Raw genomic sequence first — 21,482 nt, forward strand, 5'->3', positions numbered from 1 at the left:
TGATGAGCCAATTTTCTGAACGTACCACCAAACCACCGAGCGTGCGGCGCATCGGCGTTTCGCTGCTGACCCGGCTGCAGATGGCCCACGGCCGCAGGCTGGTGATAGCACTGCCCTACATCTGGCTGTCGCTGCTGTTTTTACTGCCGTTCCTTATCGTACTGAAAATCAGTTTTGCTGATATAGCGCGTGCCATTCCGCCTTATACGGAACTGCTGACCTGGGCCGACGGCCAGCTGAGTATGGTGCTGAATCTCGGCAACTATTTCACGCTGACCGACGATCCGCTCTATATCGATGCCTACCTGCATTCGCTACAGGTTGCCGCAGTCTCAACGGCTATCTGCCTGCTGATCGGCTACCCGCTGGCGTGGGCGGTGGCACATGCCTCACCCTCAACGCGCAATATCCTGCTGCTGCTGGTGATCCTGCCGTCCTGGACCTCGTTCCTGGTCAGGGTGTATGCGTGGATGGGGATCCTTAACGATAACGGTATCTTAAACCGCTTCCTGATGTGGACCGGGGTTATCGACCACCCGATCGCCATCCTGTACACCAATATGGCGGTGTATATCGGTATCGTTTACTGCTACCTGCCGTTTATGGTGCTGCCCATCTATACCGCGCTGACCCGCATTGATTATTCGCTGGTGGAAGCGTCTCTCGACCTCGGCGCGCGTCCTCTGAAGACCTTCTTCAGCGTGATTGTGCCGCTGACTAAAGGCGGCATTATTGCCGGTTCGATGCTGGTCTTTATCCCTGCGGTTGGCGAGTACGTGATCCCGGAACTGCTGGGCGGTCCGGACAGTATTATGATTGGTCGCGTGCTGTGGCAGGAGTTCTTCAATAACCGCGACTGGCCGGTGGCTTCTGCGCTGGCGGTGATTATTCTGCTGATCCTGATCATGCCGATCGTCTGGTTCCATAAGCATCAGAACAAAGAGATGGGGGATAAGGCATGAACAGTTTGCCGACCATTCGCTCGAAGTGGCGCACGGCGATCCTCGCTGTCTGTTTCTTCTTCCTCTATGCGCCGATGCTGCTGCTGGTGATCTATTCGTTCAACTCGTCGCAGCTGGCCGCGTGGGAGAGCTTCTCGTTCCACTGGTATAACGTGCTGTTCCACGATGATGCGATGATTAGCGCCGTGACGCTCAGCCTGTCGATTGCCGCGCTGTCGGCGACGGCGGCGGTGATCCTCGGTACGATTGCCGCCGTCATTATTGTGCGTTTCGGCCGTTTTAAGGGATCGACCGGCTTTGCCTTTATGCTGACGGCTCCGCTTGTAATGCCCGATGTGATCACCGGCCTTTCGCTGCTGCTGCTGTTTGTGGCGATGGCGAACGCCTTTGGCTGGCCTGCAGATCGCGGGATGCTGACTATCTGGCTGGCGCACGTGACGTTCTGTACCGCCTATGTGGCGGTGGTGATCAATTCGCGCCTGCGTGAGCTGGATCGGTCAATCGAAGAGGCGGCGATGGATCTGGGGGCGACGCCGCTGAAGGTGTTCTTTGTGATCACCGTACCGATGATCGCCCCGGCCATCGTCACCGGCTGGCTGCTGGCCTTTACGCTGTCGCTGGATGATTTGGTGATTTCCAGCTTCGTTACCGGGCCGGGTGCTACCACGCTGCCGATGCAGATTTTTGCTACCGTTCGTCGCGGCGTGAATCCGGAAATCAACGCGCTGGCTTCGCTGATTCTGTTTGTGGTTGGGCTGGTGGGCTTTGTCGCCTGGCGCCTGATGGCCCACGAGGAGAAGCAGCGGATTAAGGATATTCAGAAGGCCCGCTCCGGGCACTGAGTAACGTTCTGGCCTGTCGGGTCGTGCAGTGCGATTGGCACCCGATTGTATGAGATTTACCGTGCCGCTATGTATTTTTCATAGCGGCTTTTTTATGCTCGTTACTTGTTACTTGTTACTTGTTACTTGTTACTTGTTACTTGTTGCTGACGGGTGAGTGCTGTGTATCCGGCCTTTGTGGGGGCTGCCGGGCGGTCCTCGCGCCACGCTTTGCGTGGTGCCTTCGTCTACAGCCGCTGGCCGACGGAGCGCTCGGGAGTGGGCTTCCTGCCCACGCCCGATCTGATGGCAGCGTCCCTGCTGCCCTCTCCTGGCCAGCGGCTTTCGCCTCCGCGCTGCGGATTGCCCGTCAGCCCCCACAAAGGCCGTCTACCTCTGGCCATCGTGTGGCTGCCAGTTTGAAAAACTCGGTTTGGGCGATGCGTTATTCACTCATTATCGCGATTGCTGTTTCTTAGAGGCTTTAAAGTCGAGCTTCATCGGATGGGACTGGGGTGGATACATATCCTCAACGGGGGTTAGTTGTACCCGTTGCTATCATTGTCCCCAGTTGGGCGATCGGCTGTTTTCGACATGGTGAGGAGGCGCTGCAACCGGCTGCGGCTTGGAGTGCAGATTCAAGGATAGTGCAGATAAGCGCTGAAATTAAATTCGGCGTTGCTGTTATGCAGATCTTCCGGCGCTATTTTGTACTACCCGCGAGTCTGAGTGCCGTTTTAGAACAGTTCAGGGAAGTGTTGAAGTTGAATACTGTGTTGTTATTATGCATATCGATGTCAGAAAATTTGTACCGCACCGAATTACAAGTGTTTATCCTCAGATATAAGGAGTAACTGTAATTGGGGATTTGACGGTTAAAAAAAACCATAACTTTGTAACTTCATATTCTGCTGTTAGTTTTGAAAGGCGTTATTTAATGACTACCCGCTTTAAAAGCGCTCGCTTCACCAATCCTGAAATTTAATTATCCTACGATAAAAAAATCCCGTGAAAGAAACAGCAACACTCATGCCGCTGAGCAGGCGGGTGGGTGTCCCAAACGGGCAATCCGCAGCGCTGAACGGAGAAAGGAAGCCAGGATGTGCCCGCAGGACGCGGGCGCAAGGCTCGGTCGGCACAGGGATGTGACGTCTGAGCCGGTCCGACTGGCTGACGCACGCAGTGAGGGTACCACGCAGCGCGTGGCACGAGGACCCGCCCGTTTGGGGCCCCCACCCGTCAGCGCCATACCGCTATCAGCGAGGATTTCTTGAGCTGTAAATCCTATTCTGCCGCACAAATAGTCGCTTTGTCTGATTGTCATTGCAAAATAATTAATGACCGAAAATAATTTCATTTCACAGAGTGGAATTATTGGCGCGTATAGGCTAAAAATAGTTGAATTAACCTGTCTGAATACGTGGTACGGGTTAATAACCACACGGCAGCGGTAGGGATTGACGGTATTTAGCGCAGGGCAGGAGAGGGATATGTCAGAAGTGTTCAGAGGTGGCGGTGCATTGTCCGGTGAGCGGTTAGCTATCCCGGTGCCGGTACTTATCGCTGGCAGCGCCGTGATTGCTACCCGGGTGCTTAGCGTGCTGCTTCTGGCCAATGAACTGGGCTACGAAGAGGTGATGAACTTTATTCACCGCAGCGCGCAGTCCTGGGACTCCACCTTAATCTTTATTGCCAGCCAGCTGATCTTCTTCCTTGAATTGCGCTGTGCGATCGCCATGATCCGCGGGCGGAACTGGGGCCGCTGGACGTTCCTCGCCACCCAACTGGTGGTGCTGCTGTATATGATGGTGGCCACGCTGACCGGCATATACCCGGAGATCTTCAGCATTAGCGGTGAAGATAACGTCCGCATTATCAGTTCGCTTATTGCGCAAAAATTCCCGGATATGCTGGTCCTGCTGCTGCTTTTTGTACCGCTAAGCAGCCGAAACTATTATCGCTGAGCCGCGCTGAGTCTGAGGCTGCAACCGGCGCTGATTTGGGTATATACTGTCGCCCTGCATTTCGCATTCCCAATCAACAGGCTTTAACATGCATTGCGCGCTCTACGATGCCGGTCGCTGCCAATCCTGCCAGTGGCTGGAGACGCCGTACCCCCAGCAACTTTCGCAAAAACAGACTCATCTGCAGCAGCTGATGGCTTCGCTGCCGGTAGCAAACTGGCTGGAGCCGGTGATTTCTCCGCCGGAAAAATTCCGTAACAAGGCGAAAATGGTGGTCAGCGGCAGCGTCGAACGCCCGCTGCTAGGTATGCTGCATCGTGACGGTACGCCCGTCGATCTCTGCGACTGCCCGCTTTATCCCGACAGTTTTACCGATGTGTTTGCCGCGCTGCGCCCGTTTATCGCCCGTGCCGGGCTGACGCCGTATAACGTGGCGCGTCGTCGCGGCGAGCTGAAGTTTATTCTGCTGACGGAAAGCCGCTACAGCGGCGAACTGATGCTGCGCTTTGTGCTGCGTTCAACCACCAAGCTCGCGCAGCTGAAGGCGGCGCTGCCGGAGCTGCAGCGCACGTTACCGCAGCTGGCGGCGATCTCTGCCAATATTCAGCCGGTGCCGATGGCGATTCTGGAAGGGGACGAAGAGATCCCGCTGACGGATAATCAGGCGCTGGCCGAGCAGCTGAATGACGTTCCGCTGTGGATCCGCCCGCAGAGCTTTTTCCAGACTAACCCGGAAGTGGCGGCATCGCTGTATGCCACCGCGCGCCGCTGGGTGGGCGAACTGGGCGTTAGCAGCATGTGGGATCTGTTCTGCGGAGTGGGGGGCTTTGGCCTGCACTGCGCCACGCCGGATATGCAGCTGACCGGCATTGAGATCAGCAAAGAGGCGATTGCCTGTGCGAAACGGTCTGCCGAACTGATGGGGTTAACCCGGGTGAACTTCGCCGCGCTGGACTCTACGGCGTTTGCCACCGGTGAAGGCAGCGTGCCGGAACTGGTGCTGGTGAACCCGCCACGACGGGGTATCGGTGCCGAACTGTGCGATTACCTGACCCGAATGGCGCCGCCGTGGATTCTGTATTCCAGCTGTAATGCGGTGACGATGGCGACGGATATTGCGCGGTTAAAGGATTATCGTATCGTCCAGGTGCAGCTGTTTGATATGTTCCCGCACACCGCGCATTACGAAGTGCTGACGCTGCTACAGCGGAAAGCGTAAACACCAGGCGGGCCGCGAGAATATCACCGCCCGCCGGGTTAATTACTCCGGGAACCAGCGCTGATTGATCTTCTCAATGGTGCCGTTCGCCCGCAGCGTATCCAGCGCGGTATTCAATTTTGCCAGTAGTTCCGCGTTATCCTTGCGAACCGCAATGCCCAGGCCGGTGCCAAAATAGCTGCTGTCGGTAACGTGCGCACCAACGGTACCCAGATTCGGGTTAGACTTCAGCCACTGGTTCACTACCGCGCTGTCGCCGAAAATCCCGTCCAGGCGGTTATTTTTCAGGTCCAGAATGGCGTTCTGATAGCTGTCATAGGCCACGGCGGTAATTTCCGGATGCTGCTCCTGTAAATACTTCTGGTGGGTGGTGCCGTTTTCCATACCCACGCGTTTGCCTTTCAGCTGCGACAGGTCGCTAAATTTGCCTTTTGGCGCAATCAGGATCGCGGAATTGGCGTAGTAAGGTTTGGTGAAGCTCACCTGCTGACTGCGCTCCGGGGTGATATCCATCCCGGAAATCACCGCGTCGTAACGACGGAATTTCAGGGCCGGGACCAGGCTGTCAAACGGGTTATTGGTGAAGGTACAGTCTGCCTTCATCTCTTCACACAGCGCCTTAGCCAGATCGATATCAAAGCCAACAATCTGATTGTCGCTGTCCAGCGATTCAAACGGTGGATAGGTGGCAGAGGAAGCAAAACGGATCTTGTCTGCCGCAACCGCCCCAAAGGCCATGCTGGCCAGAACCGTGGCCAGAATAATTTTTTTCATGTTATTAGTTCCTTGCTTAAAAATCTCAGTCTCAGCTGCGCTGTTCAAAGGCTAATGCCCGGCGTTCAATCAGCCGCATCAGCAGGGTCAGCAATCCGTTGACGACGAGATAAATCACCCCGGCGGCAGCAAATACCGTCACGTCATAGGTCCGGCCATACAGCAGCTGCCCGTGCCCCATCACTTCCATCAGCGTGATGGTGTAGGCCAGTGAGGTACTTTTAAACACCAGCACCACCTCATTGGAATACGAGGAGAGGGCGCGCTTAAAGGCGTACGGCAGTAAAATCCGCAGCGTATCTTTCCGGTTCATGCCCAGCGCCGCACAGGACTGCCACTGCCCGGCGGGAATGGCCCGCACCGCGCCGTGGAACAGCAGGGCGGTATAGGCGGCGCTGTTCAGCGACAGCGCCAGCAGGGCACACAGCCACGGCTGCGACAGTAAATGCCAGAGCCAGGAGATGTTTTGAATGGAAGGAAACTGGCCGGGGCCGTAGTAAATCAGGAAGATCTGCACCAGCAGCGGAGTGCCGGTAAACAGCGTGATGTAACCGCGGGTAATCTGGCTGAGAACCGGGACTTTCAGGGCCAGGATCACCGTGAAAACCAGCGCCAGCAGCAACGCCAGCAGCAGCGAGGCCACGGTCAGCGTCAGGCTGGTTTGCAGACCTTTCAGCAGTTCGGGGAAGTAACTCAGCATCAGGAACCTCCGCGCTCAAAGCGCGTCGTGCGCAGTTCAATACGCTTCAGCACCTGCTGGCTGAACAGGGTGATCAGCAGATAGATCGCCGCCGCAATAACGTACCAGGTAAAGGGTTCCTGCGTGCGGGTGGCGATGCTTTTAGTCTGCAGCATAATATCGTTAACGCTAATCAGTGAAACCAGCGCGGTGTCTTTCAGCAGCACCAGCCACTGGTTACCGAGACCGGGCAGGGCATGACGCCACATCTGCGGCATAATCAGCCGGAAGAAAATTGCCGATTTTTTCATCCCCAGCGCCTGGCCGGACTCCCACTGGCCTGCAGGAACGGCTTTTAACGCGCCCCTGAGCGTTTGCGAAGCATAGGCCGAATAGAGGATGGCCAGCGCGATAACGCCGCACAGGAACGGGCTGACGTCAAAGTTTTCAATGGTGACCTGAATCGGGATCTTCACGACGCCCAGATTCAGGGTGAATCCGTCGGAGAGGGTCAGCAGCAGCTGCGAGGCACCAAAGTAGATAAACAGCACCACGAGGATTTCCGGCAGCCCGCGAAACAGCGTCACCAGCAGCGTACCCAGCCACGCCAGCGGCCGCCAGCGCGCGGATTCCCACACGGCGAAGACCATCGCGAGCGCCAGCCCGACGATCAGGGCACAAACGGCAAGGCCGACGGTCATCCCGGCGGCGCTGGCAAGAGAATAAAATTCGCTCATTAATTACTGCTGAAACCACTTACTGTAGATAGTTTTATAGGTGCCGTCGGCTTTCACCTTATCCAGCGCCGCGTTGAACTTGCCCTGCAGGTCGGTGTTGCCCTGGCGAACCGCAATGCCTAAACCGGTACCGAAGTAGGACTTGTCGGTCACTTTCTCACCCAGCGCAGCCAGGTTCGGGTTCTGTTTTAACCACTCGTTGACCACGGCGGTGTCACCGAATACCGCATCGATACGGCCATTTTTCAGGTCAAGAATGGCGTTCTGATAGCTGTCGTAAGGCACCAGATTGATGTCAGCCTGTTTTTCGCTGAGGTATTTCTGGTGAGTGGTGCCGTTCTGTACGCCAACGCGCTTGCCTTTCAGGGCGTCAATGCTGGCGACTTTACCTTTCTGCACCACGAACAGGGCGGAGTTGTCATAGTAGGCGTTGGTGAAGAGCACCTGTTTTTCGCGCTCTGGCGTAATGTCCATGCCGGCCATCACCGCATCGAAGCGACGGAATTTCAGGCTGGGGATCAGGCTGTCGAAGGCCTGGTTGCTGAAGGTACATTCCGCGCCAATTTCACGGCACAGGGCGTTAGCCAGATCGACATCAAAGCCCTGGATTTTGTTATCGGCGTCAACGAACTCAAACGGAGGATAGGACGCTTCGGTCGCAAAACGAATGGTCTGGGCAGCGCTGGCCCCCAGGCTGATGCTGGCTAAAAGTGCGGCAAGTACAACTTTTTTCATCATTATGTCCTGCGTTAGTGCGAAAGATAATGTGCAAACGCCTCGGTTTGCGGCTGTGTAAAGCGGCTGGCATCGCCCTGCTCGACGATGTACCCGTTTTCCATGTACACCACACGGCTGGCGGTTTTCCGCGCCACTTCCACTTCGTGGGTCACGATAACCTGAGTAATATTCGTCTGGGCAAGCTCGCGAATAATGCTGACGATCTGGGCGGTAATTTCCGGGTCCAGCGCCGCGGTGGGTTCATCGAACAGCAGTACCGCTGGCTCCATCATCAGCGCACGCGCAATCGCCACGCGCTGCTGCTGGCCGCCGGAAAGATGCAGCGGGAAGCGATCGGCAAAGGGCGTCAGGCGTAGGCGGTCGAGCAGTTTATTTGCCCGTTCATGCGCCTGCTCTTTATTCAGCCCCAGCACGCGGCACGGCGCTTCGATCAGGTTCTGCGTAACGGTCAGATGTGGCCAGAGATTGTACTGCTGGAAAACCATACCCACGTTCTGGCGCAGTTCACGAATAGCACCTTCAGAGGGGGGCTTACTGAAATCGAAGTGGTTACCGGCGATGTCCAGCGTACCGGAACGCGGCATCTCGAGCAGATTCAGCACGCGCAAGAGTGAGCTTTTCCCGGCACCGCTTGGCCCCAGCAGAACCAGCGTTTCGCCCTGTGGGCACGCCAGCTGTATGTCAAATAGCGCCTGGTGGGCACCGTAATAGCAGTTAATACCGTTTAGTTGAATACTCATGCGCAAAAAGTGAATAGCAATTGATGCCGCAAATCTTAACGTCGACAGAATAGTTATGCAATCATCGTGCGTTAAAATTTATAAATGTTGGCGAGGTGATTAAAGCGTAGCACAAGATAGGGCAATGTTGCCGTATAACATCAAAAGCTTCGCTGTTGTTATGCAAATGTGTGAGTGAGATCGTGCCACCGGGTGTGGCGGCACGGTTGAGGTGGTTACTCTTCGAACTGCTGACGCAGTGAACCGCCGGTGATATGGGGCGCGGGGCCGAGATAGCGTATGTCGTCCACGGTCCAGCAGGTGCCTTCCCGCGCCATCAGGATTTCATCCTGCCATTGCAAACCCGGCTGACCGGCGCGAGCGAGGTTAACCCGTAGCGCAATATTTCGGGCATCCGTGTTAGGGATGGTGGAAGAGTCGTTCACGCTGGCGGACGTGGCGCCGGCCGGAAGGCTGCTGAAGATATCACCCCGCAGTGCCGGTTTGGATGACGGCTGCCCGGCCTTGAGCAAATCCTGATACAGCGGGCCGCTAAGCCAGGGCCGGTACTGGGCCAACTGCTGCCCGTCAGGCACGCCCAGAGAAGGATGCTTTAAGCGGAGATCGTAGAATTTCTGCGCCACTTCGTCCGGGCCGCCGCTAATGCAGGGCGCGTTGCGCGAACCGATATCCTTATAAGCGGGTTCGACGGTGGTACAGGCGCTGAGTAACAGAGTCAGGGGAATAACAGCAGCAAAGACTTGGTATTTCATCTTGATTTCCTTATTGTTCAGCTAAGGCAATGTTACCACTGACTGTATTTGTTCCTATTCACAGTTAGAGCGCTGTCATTTTACAAGGAGAGAGGCATGAAGTTTTCCACTACCCCAACGCTGGAAGGGAACCCGGTCGCTGACTATTGTGGTGTTGTTACCTCAGAGGTGATCCTGGGCGTGAATATTTTCCGTGATTTTTTTGCGGGCATTCGCGACATCGTTGGTGGCCGGGTTGGCTCTTACGAGAAAGAACTGGCTAAAGGGCGTAAAATTGCCTTTGAAGACCTGGAAAAACAGGCGAAAGCAATGGGGGCTGACGCCGTGGTTGGCGTCCATATCGGTTATGAAAGCGTCGGTAAGGACAAGATACTGATGGTACTGATTAGCGGCACCGCGGTGAAACTGAGCCGCCCATGACTCCGCTGTCTTTTATTCGCCCGCTGCTGGTGCTGCTGGCGATCTATTTGCTGACCTCAATTACGCCGCAGGGCCTGCATGAACAGCGGGGCTATACGGTGGACAGCCGTCAGGAAGCCTGGGGCGCGCGCCCGCGCATTAAAGTGCTGGTGATCCACTATACGGCAGGCGATTTCTCACCTTCGTTGAATACCCTGACCAACCACTCGGTGAGTGCGCATTATCTGCTGCCAGCTTCACCGCCGAAATTCGACGGGCAACCGCTGGTCTGGCGACTGGTGCCGGAGTCGATGCTGGCGTGGCATGCGGGGATCAGCTACTGGCAGGGCGCGACGCGGATCAACGATACCTCAATCGGCATTGAGCTGGAGAACCCCGGCTGGCGGCGGGTGGGCAAAGAGGCGGTCTTCGCACCGTTCCCTCCCGCGCAGATGGCCGCGCTGCTGCCGCTGGCGCGCGATATCGTGCAGCGCTACGGCATTCGTCCGCAGGATGTCGTTGCGCACAGCGATATTGCGCCAATGCGTAAGCAGGATCCTGGCCCGCTGTTTCCCTGGCAATGGCTGGCGGAGCAGGGCGTGGGTGCCTGGCCCGATGCGGATCGGGTGGCGTTTTATCTCGGCAATCGCTCACCGGCGCAGCGCGTAGATAAAAGTAAACTGCTCGGCCTGCTGGCAGGTTACGGCTATGAGGTCACGCCGCAGATGACGCCGTATCAGCAGCAGGTGCTGATCGCGGCGTTTCAGATGCACTTCCGTCAGAGCGACTATCGCGGATTTGCCGATGCGGAAACCGAAGCTATCGCTGCGGCGCTGGTTGAAAAATACGGGTCGGGTTCGGGTTAATAACGACCCACAGACCGGCATTACTATCGCCGGGCCTGGATCAATCAATGCTGCTTTAAAAAAGCCTGCCATTCATTAACGAGGGTTTGCAGCGCGTTGCGGTCAACGTCCAGATGGGTGACCAGCCGCGTGACCGGACCCGGGCTGAGCAGGATGCCACGCTCGCGCATCCACGGCCCCAGCGTCGCTATTTGTTCTTCCGGCAGGCGCAGGAACAGCATGTTGGTATCGTGACGCGTCACCTCCACGCCGATATCCCGCAGCGCACCGGCCAGCCAGGCGGCATTCTCATGATCTTCCCGCAGGCGTTCGATGTTGTGCTGCAGAGCATAGCGCCCGGCTGCGGCAAGAATACCCGCCTGGCGCAGGCCGCCGCCGGTCATTTTCCGCCAGCGGCGCGCGCGCTGAATAAATTCCGCGCTGCCGCACAGCAGGGAGCCGACCGGCGCGCCCAGCCCTTTCGACAGGCAGATGGTTAACGTGTCGCAGTAGCGGCTGATTTCTTCCAGCGGCACGTTCAGCGCCACGGCCGCATTGAAGATGCGTGCGCCGTCAATATGCAGCGCCAGCCCGCGCTGGCGGGTAAATTCCCACGCCTGCTGCAGATAGCTCAGCGGCAGCACTTTGCCGTTGTGGGTATTTTCCAGGCTCAGCAGGCGGGTCATGGCAAAATGCAGGTCGTCAGGCTTGATGAACTGTGCAACGACATCCAGCGGCAGCGTACCGTCAGCCGCGGCAGAAATAGGCTGTGGCTGGATGCTGCCGAGCACCGCCGCGCCGCCGGCTTCGTATTTGTAGTTATGGGCCAGTTGCCCGACGATGTACTCTTCGCCGCGCTGGCAGTGGCAGAGCAGCGCCACCAGGTTGGCCTGCGTGCCGGTCGGCAGAAACAACGCCGCCTCTTTGCCGCTGAGCGCAGCCGCTTCCGCCTCCAGCAGATTCACCGTCGGGTCATCACCGTAAACGTCATCGCCGGTTTCAGCGGACATCATTGCCGTGAGCATTGCCTGGCTCGGACGTGTTACGGTATCACTACGCAGATCGATCACATTTGCTCTCCTCTACCCATGAAAACGGGCGCCGCAGCGCCCGAAAATAACGACAATTCTTTTTACCTCAGCCAGTTAGTTTTTGCCAGCTCAACCACTTCATCACCCCGGCCATTAATAATCGCCCGCAGCATATACAGACTGAAGCCTTTGGCCTGCTCCATTTTAATTTGCGGAGGCATCGCCAGCTCTTCTTTCGCGGTCACCACATCCACCAGCGCCGGACCATCGTGTGCAAACGCCTGCTGAAGCGCGGCATCAAGATCGGACGCCCGCTCCACGCGGATCCCTTTGACCCCGCAGGCCTCTGCGATGGCGGCAAAGTTGGGATTATGCAGCTCGGTGCCGTCGGTCATGTAGCCACCGGCTTTCATTTCCATGGCGACAAAGCCCAGCACGCTGTTGTTAAACACCACGATTTTTACCGGCAGTTTAAGCTGCGCCAGCGAGAGGAAATCGCCCATCAGCATACTGAAACCGCCGTCCCCGCACAGGGCGATAACCTGCCGCTGAGGATCGATGGCCTGTGCACCGAGCGCTTGGGGCATGGCGTTCGCCATGGATCCGTGGCTGAACGATCCCAGCAGGCGGCGTTTACCGTTCATTTTCAGATAGCGGGCCGCCCACACGGTGGGGGTGCCGACGTCACAGCTGAAAATGGCGTTCTCATCGGCGAACCGGCTGACCTGCTGCGCAAGATACTGAGGATGGATCGCCTGTTTATCATTGGCGGTGGCCAGATCGTCAAGATCCTTACGGGTTTCGGTATAGTGTTTCAGGGCTTTGTCGAGGAACCCACGCTCGTTTTTGAGCGTCAGCTGCGGCAGTAGCTCAGTCAGCGTGGCTTTGATATCACCGACCAGCGCCATATTCACGTGGCTGTGGCTGCCGAGGCTGCCGGGATTAATATCAATCTGAATAATCTGTGCTTCAGGTGGATAAAAAGCACGGTACGGGAACTGGCTGCCGAGTACCACCAGCGTATCGGCGTTCATCATCGCGTGATATCCGGATGAAAAACCGATCAGGCCGGTCATGCCCACGTCATAAGGATTGTCGTACTCAATGTGTTCTTTGCCGCGCAGGGCGTGAACGACAGGCGCTTTCAGCGTTTCGGCCAGCTTCACGACCTCCGCATGCGCACCGGCACAGCCGCTGCCGCACAGCAGGGTAATATTGCTGGCTGCGTTGAGCTGCTCTGCCAGCGCGGAGAGCTGATCGGCAGCCGGACGCACCAGCGGCTGCTGCGGCGGATACCAGGCCTCGCTGGCGCCTTCCGGGGCTGGCTGAAGGGCGACGTCTCCCGGCAGGACCACCACCGAGACACCGCGATTCAGTATTGCTTTACGCATGGCGATGCCCAGTACCTGCGGCAGCTGCTCGGGATTCGACACCAGTTCGCAGTAGTGGCTGCATTCGCGGAACAGCTCCTGGGGATGCGTTTCCTGAAAATAGTTACTGCCAATTTCACTGGAGGGGATATGCGCGGCAATCGCCAGTACAGGAACGTGGTTGCGGTGACAGTCAAACAGACCGTTAATCAAATGCAGGTTTCCAGGACCACAAGAACCGGCACAGACCGCCAGTTCACCGGTCAGATGTGCCTCTGCGCCGGCGGCAAACGCCGCGACCTCTTCATGGCGGGTGGGCATCCAGCGAATGGTTCCCATACGGTTCAGGCTGTCACTCAGTCCATTAAGCGAATCACCGGTCACGCCCCAGATGCGTTTCACACCCGCATTCTCAAGGGTTTTTGCGACCAGTGCCGCAACAGTTTGCTTCATGCATTCCTCCTCGTCAGCACGTTCGATTGATAAATTCCGGGATTAACTGCTGGCAAAAGCATAGTTGAAGGCGGGCAGGATAGGGGAAGCGTGTGCAACAAGCTGTTTCACACGCTCCGGTTTAGCAGAGGACGATATCGCCCTGTGGCTGGCAGCTGCAGGCCAGCACGTAACCCTGCGCAATCTCTTCTTCGGTCAGCGTCAGCGTACTGCTGGTGGTGTAGTTACCGCTGGCGACACGCGTTTTACAGCAGCCGCAGACGCCCGCCCGACATACGGCGGTGACGGGCAGGTGATGGGCTTCCATAGCGGCCAGCAGCGACCAGCCTGCGGGGAATGAAGCGGCCCGGGAAAGTAGCGGACTGCTCAGTGTGAGGGTGGCTTTTGCTTCCGGTGAAGGTTCATCGGGAGGGATGGCGGTACCGGGGGTAAATCGCTCTGTCAGGATTTGCCTGGCACCCAGAACGGCGGCATCATTTTCCATCAGCACCATATAGGGCTGAGGCCCACAGATCATCACCGTTGCGTCAGCGATATCCGGGGCTAATGATGCCAGTCGCATCCGGTCCAGCCGCCCGGGCAGCATCCCCGCTGCGGGCTGATTTTCAGCCAGAATCGTCAGTTTCAGCCAGGGCTGCATGGATGCAAGTTCGCCGGCAAAGATCACATCGTTAGCGGAGCGCACGCTGTAAACCAACCGCACGCCGCATTCCGGGCGGTGCTGCCGCAGCCAGCGGCACATGGACATCACCGGCGTAATACCGCAGCCTGCCGCCAGAAACAGATAATTTGCGGCCGGATACCGTTCGCAGCTGAAATCGCCCTGGGGATCGGACAGCCAGACGTTATCGCCAGGCTTCAGCCGCTGAGTCAGCCAGCCGGAAGCTTTACCGTCGGCAATATGGCGAACGGTCAGCGTAATCAGCTCGCTCTGGCCGGGGGTTGAGGAAAGGGTATAAGCACGGACTTCTTCTCCGCCACCGATGCTGACCAGCGCATACTGCCCCGCCTGCCAGCGGTAAAAGTCATGATTAATTAACGCGATGGTCCAGACGTCCGGCGTTTCCTGATGCAGGTGGTGAACCTGCATCCGCCACTGACACAGGGGATGCATGTTCATAATTTATACTCCTTCGCCCAGAGCAACGGCCATATCCTGTTCAGCGCTGCTCACCGGCAGCAGCCCAAACTGTTCGTTGAGGATGGCCAGCAGATTTTCCGTCAGGAAGGCCGGCACGGTCGGGCCGGTGCGCACGTTTCTCACCCCAAGCGCCAGCAGCGTCAGCAGCACCACAATCGCCTTTTGCTCAAACCAGGAGAGCATCAGCGACAGCGGCAGGTCGTTCACGCCGCAGTTAAGTTTTTCGGCCAGCTTCACCGCCAGCATAATTGCCGAGTAGCTGTCATTGCACTGGCCGACATCCAGCAGGCGCGGTAGTCCTTCAATGGTGCCGAAGTCGAGTTTGTTAAAGCGATATTTTCCGCAGCCGAGCGTCATAATCAGCGCGTCTTTCGGTGCTGCCAGCGCGAGTTCGGTGTAATAACTGCGCTGGTCGCGGCTGCCGTCGCAGCCGCCTATCACAAACACATGGCGTAGCTTTTTACGGCTGACCAGGTCAATAACGCTGTCGCACGCATCCTGTAACACTTTCCGGCCGAAACCGACGGTGATCTCATGCGGAATTTCACTGTAGGGAAATCCCGGCATCGACAGCGCCTGATCAATCACGGCTGTAAAATCATCGCCTGAAACGTGGTTGACGCCCGGCCAGCCGACGATGCTGCGGGTCCAGATGCGCTGCTGATAATCGCCCACGGTGGGATCGATAATACAGTTAGAGGTCATGATGACCGGGCCGGGAAAACGGGCAAACTCGGTCTGCTGATTCTGCCAGCCGCTGCCGTAGTTGCCGACCAGATGCGGGTGTTTTTTCAGTTCCGGATAGCCGTGGGCCGGCAGCATCTCGCCGTGGGTATAGACGTTGATGCCCTTGCCAGCAGTCTGTTCGAGCAGTAGCTGGAGGTCTTTCAGGTCGTGGCCGGAAATCAGAATTGCTTTGCCGGCAACCGGGCGGACATTCACCGTCGTCGGTTGTGGATCGCCGTAGACGCTGGTTTGCGCCTCATCCAGCATGCCCATGATGGTGAAGTTCATTTTGCCGATTTGCATGGCGCAGTCGACCAGTTTCGCACTGTCGTCAGGGTGAGTGCCCAGCCAGGCCATGATCTGGTGATACTGAGCGTAAACATCATTGTCGAAACGGCCGTGGACGTGGGCATGCTCCATGTAGGCCGCGGCCCCCTTCAGGCCGTACAGGCACAGCAGACGTAAGCCGAGGATGTCGGGGTGCGTATTCGCATCGCGCAGGGCAAACTGCGCGGCCTGCTGCTGCAGAACGCTGACGTCGTGGCTTTCCAGTGCCAGATTTGCCAGCGGATGCTGCGGTGCCGCGCGACCGGCAACCTGCTCGCAGCGAAGGCGCAGCGCTTCACGCAGATGAATCGCTTCGAAGGCATAATCAATAATACGTTGGGAATCAAAGTTGACGTTGGTCAGCGTGGAGAAAAAAGCGCGTGGGGAGAAGCTGTCGACCTGATGATCGATGATCCCCAGGCTACGCGCTTCCAGCGCCCATGCCGACAGCCCTTGTAGAACGGCGACCAGCAGATCCTGCAGATCGGAGGTTTCTGCGGTTTTACCACACATGCCCTGTGCATATGCGCAGCCGTCCCCGGCTGGCGTACGCATGGTTTGCTCACATTGAATACAAAACATGGTCTCATCCTTATAAGATGTATTTTAAATGCACCTTATGAAAGATCGTCCTGCGGGTGATTGCAAGCGCTTCGCCTGCTAATCCGATATCGGCTTGATCTGGCTCAATATCATACCTGAATGAAAATAGTAGTAATCTGCATTCAGTTCCTTGACCTGCCGCTTTCCCCCGACCATTCTCATTAAAACGGACGGAGTGAGGCGGATATGATTCTGGAACAGATTGACGTTATGGGCTTTCGTGGCCTGAGTCGCCTGGTGCTACCTCTGGAACAGCATAATGTACTGATTGGCGAAAATGCCTGGGGTAAATCCAGCCTGCTGGACGTGCTGTCCCTGCTGCTGGCGCCGCAGCAGGAGCTGTATCAGTTTACGCCGCATGATTTCTATTATCCGCCGGGGGAGCAGCAAAGCCGCGAACAGCGTCTGTCCGCAATCTTCACCTGGCGTGAGGAGCAGGGAGACGTCGACTCCGGGCGCTATCAGCGTTTTTCTTCTTTATGGCGGAAGGGGGACGATCGTCTGCAACGCATCAGGCTGCGCGTGGAAGGGCGTTTGCAGGCGGATGAGCGCGTGCTGACGCGCCGCCAGTTTATCGATAGTGATGGACTACCGCTGCTGGAAGGCAGCGCCTGCAATGAACGGGTGAAATTACTTATAGAGCTGCACCCCGTGCTGCGCCTGCGGGATGCGCGTTTCAGCCGCCGCCTGCCGCGTGAAGCCCCCGCAGACGTGGGGGAGCGGCAGTTTGGCGAGCTGGTCAGTCAGATCGGTGAACTGACCCGCGACGTGGTTTCCCGGCCGCAGAATCTCACCGACAGCGCCCTGCAGCAGGGGCTGGGTACGCTCCAGCAGCTGCTGGAGCACTATTTTTCCTGGCAGCAATCCGTGGAGGAGGTGCCGCAAAAGCGAGCGCCTCACCACCACCGTGCGTCCCGGCTTGGCTGGCGCCATCTGGCCGAAATTAATCAGCTGATTACTGCCGCCGACAGCCGCAGTCGGCGGCTGATCCTGCTGCAGATGTTTGCGCAGCTGGTGCAGGTGCGCGGCGTACAGCAGCTTGCTCCGCAGGCGCGCCCCCTGCTGCTGCTGGAGGATCCTGAAACGCGGCTGCACCCGATTATGCTGGCGGTGGCGCAGGAGCTGCTGGCGGTGCTGCCGCTGCAGCAGATAGCAACCACGAATTCGGGTGAACTGCTGTCGCAGGTGCCGGTTGAACATATCTGCCGTCTGGTGCGCGACAGCGGACGAGTTGCCGCCTGGCGGCTGGGTGAGAGTGGGCTGAGTAGTGAAGACGCACGGCGTATTGCCTTTCATATCCGCCTCAACCGGCCTTCTGCGCTGTTTGCCCGCTGCTGGCTGCTGGTGGAAGGGGAAACCGAGGTCTGGGTGATGAATGAACTCGCGCGGCAGTGCCATTATCATTTTGCCGCTGAGGGGATCAAAGTCATCGAGTTTGCGCAGTCGGGGTTAAAACCGCTGATTAAGTTTGCCCGACGCATGGGCATTGAGTGGCATGTGCTGACCGACGGCGACGAGGCCGGTAAGAAATATGCCGCCACGGCACGCAGCCAGATATCGGCAGGTGAACCTGAAGCGAACTATCTGACCCAATTACCCGCACTGGATATGGAGCATTTCCTGTACAGGCAGGGATTCTCGGCGGTATATCATCGTATCGCGCGTTTACCCGAAGGCGTGCCGATGAACCTGCGGCGGGTGATTGCCAAAGCCATTTCTCATTCGTCCAAGCCGGACCTGGCGATTGCGGTGGCGGAAGAGGCTGCCGTTCGCGGCACGGAGGCTATCCCGCAGCTACTGCGCAGGATGTTTGCCCGCGTGCAGTGGCTGGCACGAGGGAAAGCGGACTGAAGGGAAAATGGGCCGGGGGTGGTTGAAAAAGCGATTGTCAGCCCAATATCCATACCGTTGTGCAGTCATCGCATAAAAATGCCAGCATCGCTGGCTGGCATTTTGTCGCAGGGTTGTACAGAATGAGTTAATCAGGTCAGGCGCTTACTGCGACTGCCGTTTCTACCGGAACGATCAGGCTGGCATGATTGCCTTTGGGTCCCTGATGCACATCAAACTGGACTTGTTGCCCGGCTTTCAGCGTTCTGTATCCATCCATCTGAATCGTTGAGTAGTGTGCGAAGATATCGTCGCCACCCCCTACCGGGCAGATGAAACCGAAGCCTTTGGCGTTATTAAACCATTTAACAGTACCCGTCTCCATGCTTCTACATCCCTCGCAAGACATTCAAAATTGGTGGGGAGAAATATCAGGCAATGCGCCCGATGGCTGTTTAAAACACATTCAGCCAGTTTGTGTACTGTAGAGAATTAGCCGGGCCGGTCAAGCAAACGAGCGGTGCACTCAGGGACAAAATCATCAAAATTTGAGGTAGTTAACGCTATTGCGAATTTTGTGATGAAGGTCGCGAATGTAACCTTTTGTTCACAATATCAACGATATCGCACAACATTTTGGTCGTGTTAAACATAACCTGAATAGTGTTAATCTGGCAGAAGTAAGCAATGTTGATCACACTGGATATGTATGGGAAAGACTAACGACTGGCTTAATTTTGAACAGCTTGCGGATGACAAAGTTCGCGAGGAACTTAAGCCGCCCTCCATGTATAAGGTCATTCTGCACAATGATGACTATACGCCTATGGAATTTGTTATTGACGTACTGCAAAAGTTCTTTTCTTATGATGTTGAACGTGCAACGCAACTGATGCTTACGGTGCATTACCAGGGGAAGGCTATTTGTGGCGTATTTACCGCCGAAGTTGCCGAAACCAAAGTGGTCCACGTGAACAAGTATGCCAGGGAAAACGAGCATCCGTTGCTATGTACGCTGGAAAAAGCCTGAATAAGGCGATCTATTGGGGGAGGTGCCTATGCTCAATCAAGAACTGGAACTCAGTTTAAATATGGCTTTCGCCAGAGCGCGCGAGCACCGACATGAGTTTATGACCGTCGAGCATTTGTTACTGGCGCTGCTCAGTAACCCGTCGGCCAGAGAGGCACTGGAAGCCTGCAGTGTGGATATCGTGGCGCTCCGTCAGGAGCTTGAAGCCTTTATCGAACAAACCACCCCGGTCCTGCCGGTCAGCGAAGAGGAGCGTGACACACAGCCTACGCTCAGCTTCCAGCGTGTACTGCAGCGTGCAGTATTCCACGTCCAGTCATCAGGCCGTAGCGAAGTGGCTGGCGCTAACGTACTGGTCGCGATTTTCAGCGAGCAGGAGTCGCAGGCAGCTTATCTGCTGCGCAAACATGAAGTCAGCCGCCTTGATGTGGTGAACTTCATCTCTCACGGCACGCGTAAAGATGAGCCAGGCCCGTCATCCAGCGCGGAAAATCCGGTTAACGAAGAGCAAGCAGGCGGGGAGGAACGTATGGAAAACTTCACCACCAACCTTAACCAGCTTGCCCGAGTCGGGGGGATCGATCCTCTGATCGGCCGCGATAAAGAGCTGGAGCGTGCTATCCAGGTACTGTGCCGCCGCCGCAAGAATAACCCGCTGCTGGTGGGTGAATCCGGCGTGGGTAAAACCGCGATCGCCGAAGGTCTGGCATGGCGTATCGTGCAGGGCGACGTGCCGGAAGTGATGAAAGAGTGCACCATCTATTCTCTGGATATCGGTTCACTGCTGGCCGGAACTAAATACCGTGGCGACTTTGAGAAGCGTTTTAAAGCGCTGCTCAAGCAGCTTGAACAGGACACCAGCAGCATTCTGTTTATCGATGAAATCCATACCATCATCGGTGCAGGTGCGGCCTCCGGTGGCCAGGTTGATGCCGCAAACCTGATTAAACCGCTGTTATCAAGCGGCAAGATTCGGGTGATGGGGTCAACCACCTATCAGGAGTTCAGCAATATCTTTGAGAAGGATCGTGCGCTGGCGCGCCGCTTCCAGAAAATTGATATTACCGAGCCTACGGTGGAAGAGACGGTACAGATCCTTAACGGGCTGAAGCCGAAATACGAAGCGCACCACGATGTTCGCTACACGGCGAAAGCCGTGCGTGCGGCGGTGGAGCTGGCGGTGAAATATATCAACGACCGCCACCTGCCGGATAAAGCGATTGACGTGATTGATGAAGCCGGTGCGCGTGCGCGTCTGATGCCGGTGAGTAAACGCAAAAAAACCGTTAACGTCGCGGACATCGAAAGCGTGGTGGCACGTATTGCGCGTATTCCTGAGAAGAGCGTTTCTGCCAGCGATCGCGATTCGCTGAAAACGCTGGGCGATCGCCTGAAAATGCTGGTGTTCGGGCAGGATAACGCCATTGAAGCGCTGACCGAGGCGATCAAGATGAGCCGTGCCGGTCTGGGGCAGGATCGTAAACCGGTGGGGTCGTTCCTGTTTGCCGGGCCTACGGGCGTGGGCAAAACCGAAGTGACGGTTCAGCTGGCCCGTGCGCTGGGTATCGAACTGCTGCGCTTTGATATGTCCGAGTACATGGAACGCCACACCGTCAGTCGCCTGATTGGTGCGCCTCCGGGCTATGTCGGCTTCGATCAGGGCGGCCTGCTGACCGATGCGGTAATTAAGCATCCGCACGCTGTGGTGCTGCTGGATGAAATCGAGAAGGCTCACCCGGACGTCTTCAACCTGCTGCTGCAGGTGATGGACAACGGTATGCTGACCGATAATAACGGCCGCAAGGCGGACTTCCGCAACGTGGTGCTGGTGATGACCACTAACGCCGGGGTGCGGGAAACCGAACGTAAATCGATCGGCCTGATCCAGCAGGATAACAGCACCGATGCGATGGAAGAGATCAAAAAGATCTTTACGCCGGAATTCCGCAACCGCCTTGATAATGTTATCTGGTTCAAACACCTCGATCGCGTGGTGATCCATCAGGTTGTCGATAAGTTTATCGTTGAGCTGCAGGCACAGCTGGATCCGAAAGGCGTATCGCTGGAAGTCAGCGATGAAGCAAGGGAGTGGCTGGCGGATAAAGGCTATGACAAGGCGATGGGTGCCCGTCCAATGGCCCGTGCCGTTCAGGAGAACCTGAAGAAACCGCTGGCGAACGAGCTGCTGTTTGGCTCCCTGGTTGACGGGGGTTCCGTATCGGTTGGTCTGGACAAAGAGAAAAATCAGCTGACCTATCACTTCCTCAGCGCTGAGAAGCGTAAAGCGGAAGGGACCGTGCATTAAGGTTCAGCAGAAAAAACAAAGGCCGGATAATTATCC

General features: G+C 56.8%; 21 protein-coding genes. 10 read left to right on the forward strand and 11 right to left on the reverse strand.

Translation table 11 applies throughout. The features are described 5' to 3' along the window. The first annotated feature begins 2 nt into the window (after positions 1-2). The 5 genes from potH to rlmC all read left to right on the forward strand — a co-directional run bounded on the left by potH (position 3) and on the right by rlmC (position 4,966). Complete coding sequence (gene potH / locus PGH32_RS03070; protein ID WP_337893146.1) at positions 3-962, forward strand: putrescine ABC transporter permease PotH; 960 nt, start codon at positions 3-5, stop codon at positions 960-962. Next, positions 959-1,804, forward strand: a complete 846-nt coding sequence (gene potI / locus PGH32_RS03075; protein ID WP_337893147.1) for a putrescine ABC transporter permease PotI — start codon at positions 959-961, stop codon at positions 1,802-1,804. The genes potH and potI overlap by 4 nt, the downstream gene beginning before the upstream one ends. Before the next feature lie 838 nt (positions 1,805-2,642). Beyond that, a complete protein-coding gene (locus PGH32_RS24680; RefSeq protein ID WP_443112764.1) occupies positions 2,643-2,768 on the forward strand; it encodes a hypothetical protein in 126 nt (41 codons plus the stop codon). A gap of 505 nt (positions 2,769-3,273) precedes the next feature. Continuing rightward, a complete protein-coding gene (locus tag PGH32_RS03080; protein WP_337893148.1) occupies positions 3,274-3,747 on the forward strand; it encodes a YbjO family protein in 474 nt (157 codons plus the stop codon). Positions 3,748-3,835: 88 nt separating this feature from the next. Further along, positions 3,836-4,966 (forward strand): 23S rRNA (uracil(747)-C(5))-methyltransferase RlmC, encoded by a 1,131-nt coding sequence (gene rlmC, locus PGH32_RS03085; RefSeq protein ID WP_337893149.1) that lies wholly within the window; start codon positions 3,836-3,838, stop codon positions 4,964-4,966. A gap of 42 nt (positions 4,967-5,008) precedes the next feature. On the opposite strand, the gene artJ (PGH32_RS03090) is transcribed toward rlmC, so the two are convergent. From artJ (PGH32_RS03090) to PGH32_RS03115, 6 genes are all read right to left on the reverse strand, one after another. Further along, positions 5,009-5,740: an arginine ABC transporter substrate-binding protein gene (artJ, locus tag PGH32_RS03090; RefSeq protein WP_314419904.1), complete on the reverse strand. Its 732-nt coding sequence runs from the start codon at positions 5,738-5,740 to the stop codon at positions 5,009-5,011. Positions 5,741-5,771: 31 nt separating this feature from the next. Beyond that, positions 5,772-6,440 (reverse strand): arginine ABC transporter permease ArtM, encoded by a 669-nt coding sequence (artM, locus tag PGH32_RS03095; RefSeq protein ID WP_314419901.1) that lies wholly within the window; start codon positions 6,438-6,440, stop codon positions 5,772-5,774. Then, positions 6,440-7,156 carry an arginine ABC transporter permease ArtQ gene (gene artQ / locus PGH32_RS03100; protein WP_337893150.1) on the reverse strand — a complete coding sequence of 239 codons (717 nt, stop codon included), beginning with the start codon at positions 7,154-7,156 and terminating at the stop codon, positions 6,440-6,442. Before artQ ends, artM begins: the two co-directional genes overlap by 1 nt. A gap of 3 nt (positions 7,157-7,159) precedes the next feature. Beyond that, positions 7,160-7,891, reverse strand: coding sequence for an arginine ABC transporter substrate-binding protein (gene artJ / locus PGH32_RS03105; RefSeq protein WP_314419897.1), 732 nt, complete (start codon positions 7,889-7,891; stop codon positions 7,160-7,162). A gap of 14 nt (positions 7,892-7,905) precedes the next feature. Beyond that, a complete protein-coding gene (gene artP / locus PGH32_RS03110; RefSeq protein ID WP_314419895.1) occupies positions 7,906-8,634 on the reverse strand; it encodes an arginine ABC transporter ATP-binding protein ArtP in 729 nt (242 codons plus the stop codon). A 215-nt stretch (positions 8,635-8,849) separates the two neighbouring features. Next, positions 8,850-9,386, reverse strand: a complete 537-nt coding sequence (locus PGH32_RS03115; protein ID WP_337893151.1) for a lipoprotein — start codon at positions 9,384-9,386, stop codon at positions 8,850-8,852. 96 nt (positions 9,387-9,482) lie between these two features. Here PGH32_RS03115 and PGH32_RS03120 point away from each other — a divergent pair, with 96 nt between their 5' ends. Further along, positions 9,483-9,806, forward strand: coding sequence for a heavy metal-binding domain-containing protein (locus PGH32_RS03120; protein WP_337893152.1), 324 nt, complete (start codon positions 9,483-9,485; stop codon positions 9,804-9,806). Then, entirely contained in the window at positions 9,803-10,651 is an 849-nt protein-coding gene (locus tag PGH32_RS03125) for an N-acetylmuramoyl-L-alanine amidase (RefSeq protein ID WP_337893153.1), read from the forward strand. Before PGH32_RS03120 ends, PGH32_RS03125 begins: the two co-directional genes overlap by 4 nt. Positions 10,652-10,695: 44 nt before the next feature. On the opposite strand, the gene ltaE is transcribed toward PGH32_RS03125, so the two are convergent. The 4 genes from ltaE to hcp form a co-directional block, all read right to left on the reverse strand. Then, the gene (gene ltaE, locus PGH32_RS03130) at positions 10,696-11,700 is read right to left on the reverse strand and encodes a low-specificity L-threonine aldolase (RefSeq protein WP_314419890.1); all 1,005 of its coding nucleotides are present in this window, start codon (positions 11,698-11,700) and stop codon (positions 10,696-10,698) included. 62 nt (positions 11,701-11,762) lie between these two features. After that, entirely contained in the window at positions 11,763-13,484 is a 1,722-nt protein-coding gene (gene poxB, locus PGH32_RS03135; protein WP_337893154.1) for a ubiquinone-dependent pyruvate dehydrogenase, read from the reverse strand. A 121-nt stretch (positions 13,485-13,605) separates the two neighbouring features. After that, positions 13,606-14,604, reverse strand: coding sequence for an NADH oxidoreductase (gene hcr, locus PGH32_RS03140; protein WP_337893155.1), 999 nt, complete (start codon positions 14,602-14,604; stop codon positions 13,606-13,608). 3 nt (positions 14,605-14,607) lie between these two features. Then, positions 14,608-16,260 carry a hydroxylamine reductase gene (hcp, locus tag PGH32_RS03145; protein ID WP_337893156.1) on the reverse strand — a complete coding sequence of 551 codons (1,653 nt, stop codon included), beginning with the start codon at positions 16,258-16,260 and terminating at the stop codon, positions 14,608-14,610. Positions 16,261-16,467: 207 nt separating this feature from the next. On the opposite strand from hcp, the gene PGH32_RS03150 reads away from it, so the two are divergent. Beyond that, positions 16,468-18,132, forward strand: a complete 1,665-nt coding sequence (locus tag PGH32_RS03150; RefSeq protein ID WP_337893157.1) for an ATP-dependent endonuclease — start codon at positions 16,468-16,470, stop codon at positions 18,130-18,132. 136 nt (positions 18,133-18,268) lie between these two features. Here PGH32_RS03150 and cspD read toward each other — a convergent pair whose 3' ends face one another. Continuing rightward, a complete protein-coding gene (gene cspD, locus PGH32_RS03155; RefSeq protein ID WP_105593464.1) occupies positions 18,269-18,496 on the reverse strand; it encodes a cold shock-like protein CspD in 228 nt (75 codons plus the stop codon). A 324-nt stretch (positions 18,497-18,820) separates the two neighbouring features. On the opposite strand from cspD, the gene clpS reads away from it, so the two are divergent. Then, on the forward strand, positions 18,821-19,141 hold the full coding sequence (clpS, locus tag PGH32_RS03160; RefSeq protein WP_314419884.1) for an ATP-dependent Clp protease adapter ClpS: 321 nt from the start codon (positions 18,821-18,823) through the stop codon (positions 19,139-19,141). A gap of 28 nt (positions 19,142-19,169) precedes the next feature. Beyond that, complete coding sequence (clpA, locus tag PGH32_RS03165) at positions 19,170-21,446, forward strand: ATP-dependent Clp protease ATP-binding subunit ClpA (RefSeq protein WP_314419882.1); 2,277 nt, start codon at positions 19,170-19,172, stop codon at positions 21,444-21,446. The last annotated feature ends 36 nt before the right edge of the window (positions 21,447-21,482 follow it).

This window comes from Erwinia sp. SLM-02, from assembly GCF_037450285.1.
Classification (GTDB): Bacteria; Pseudomonadota; Gammaproteobacteria; order Enterobacterales; family Enterobacteriaceae; genus Erwinia.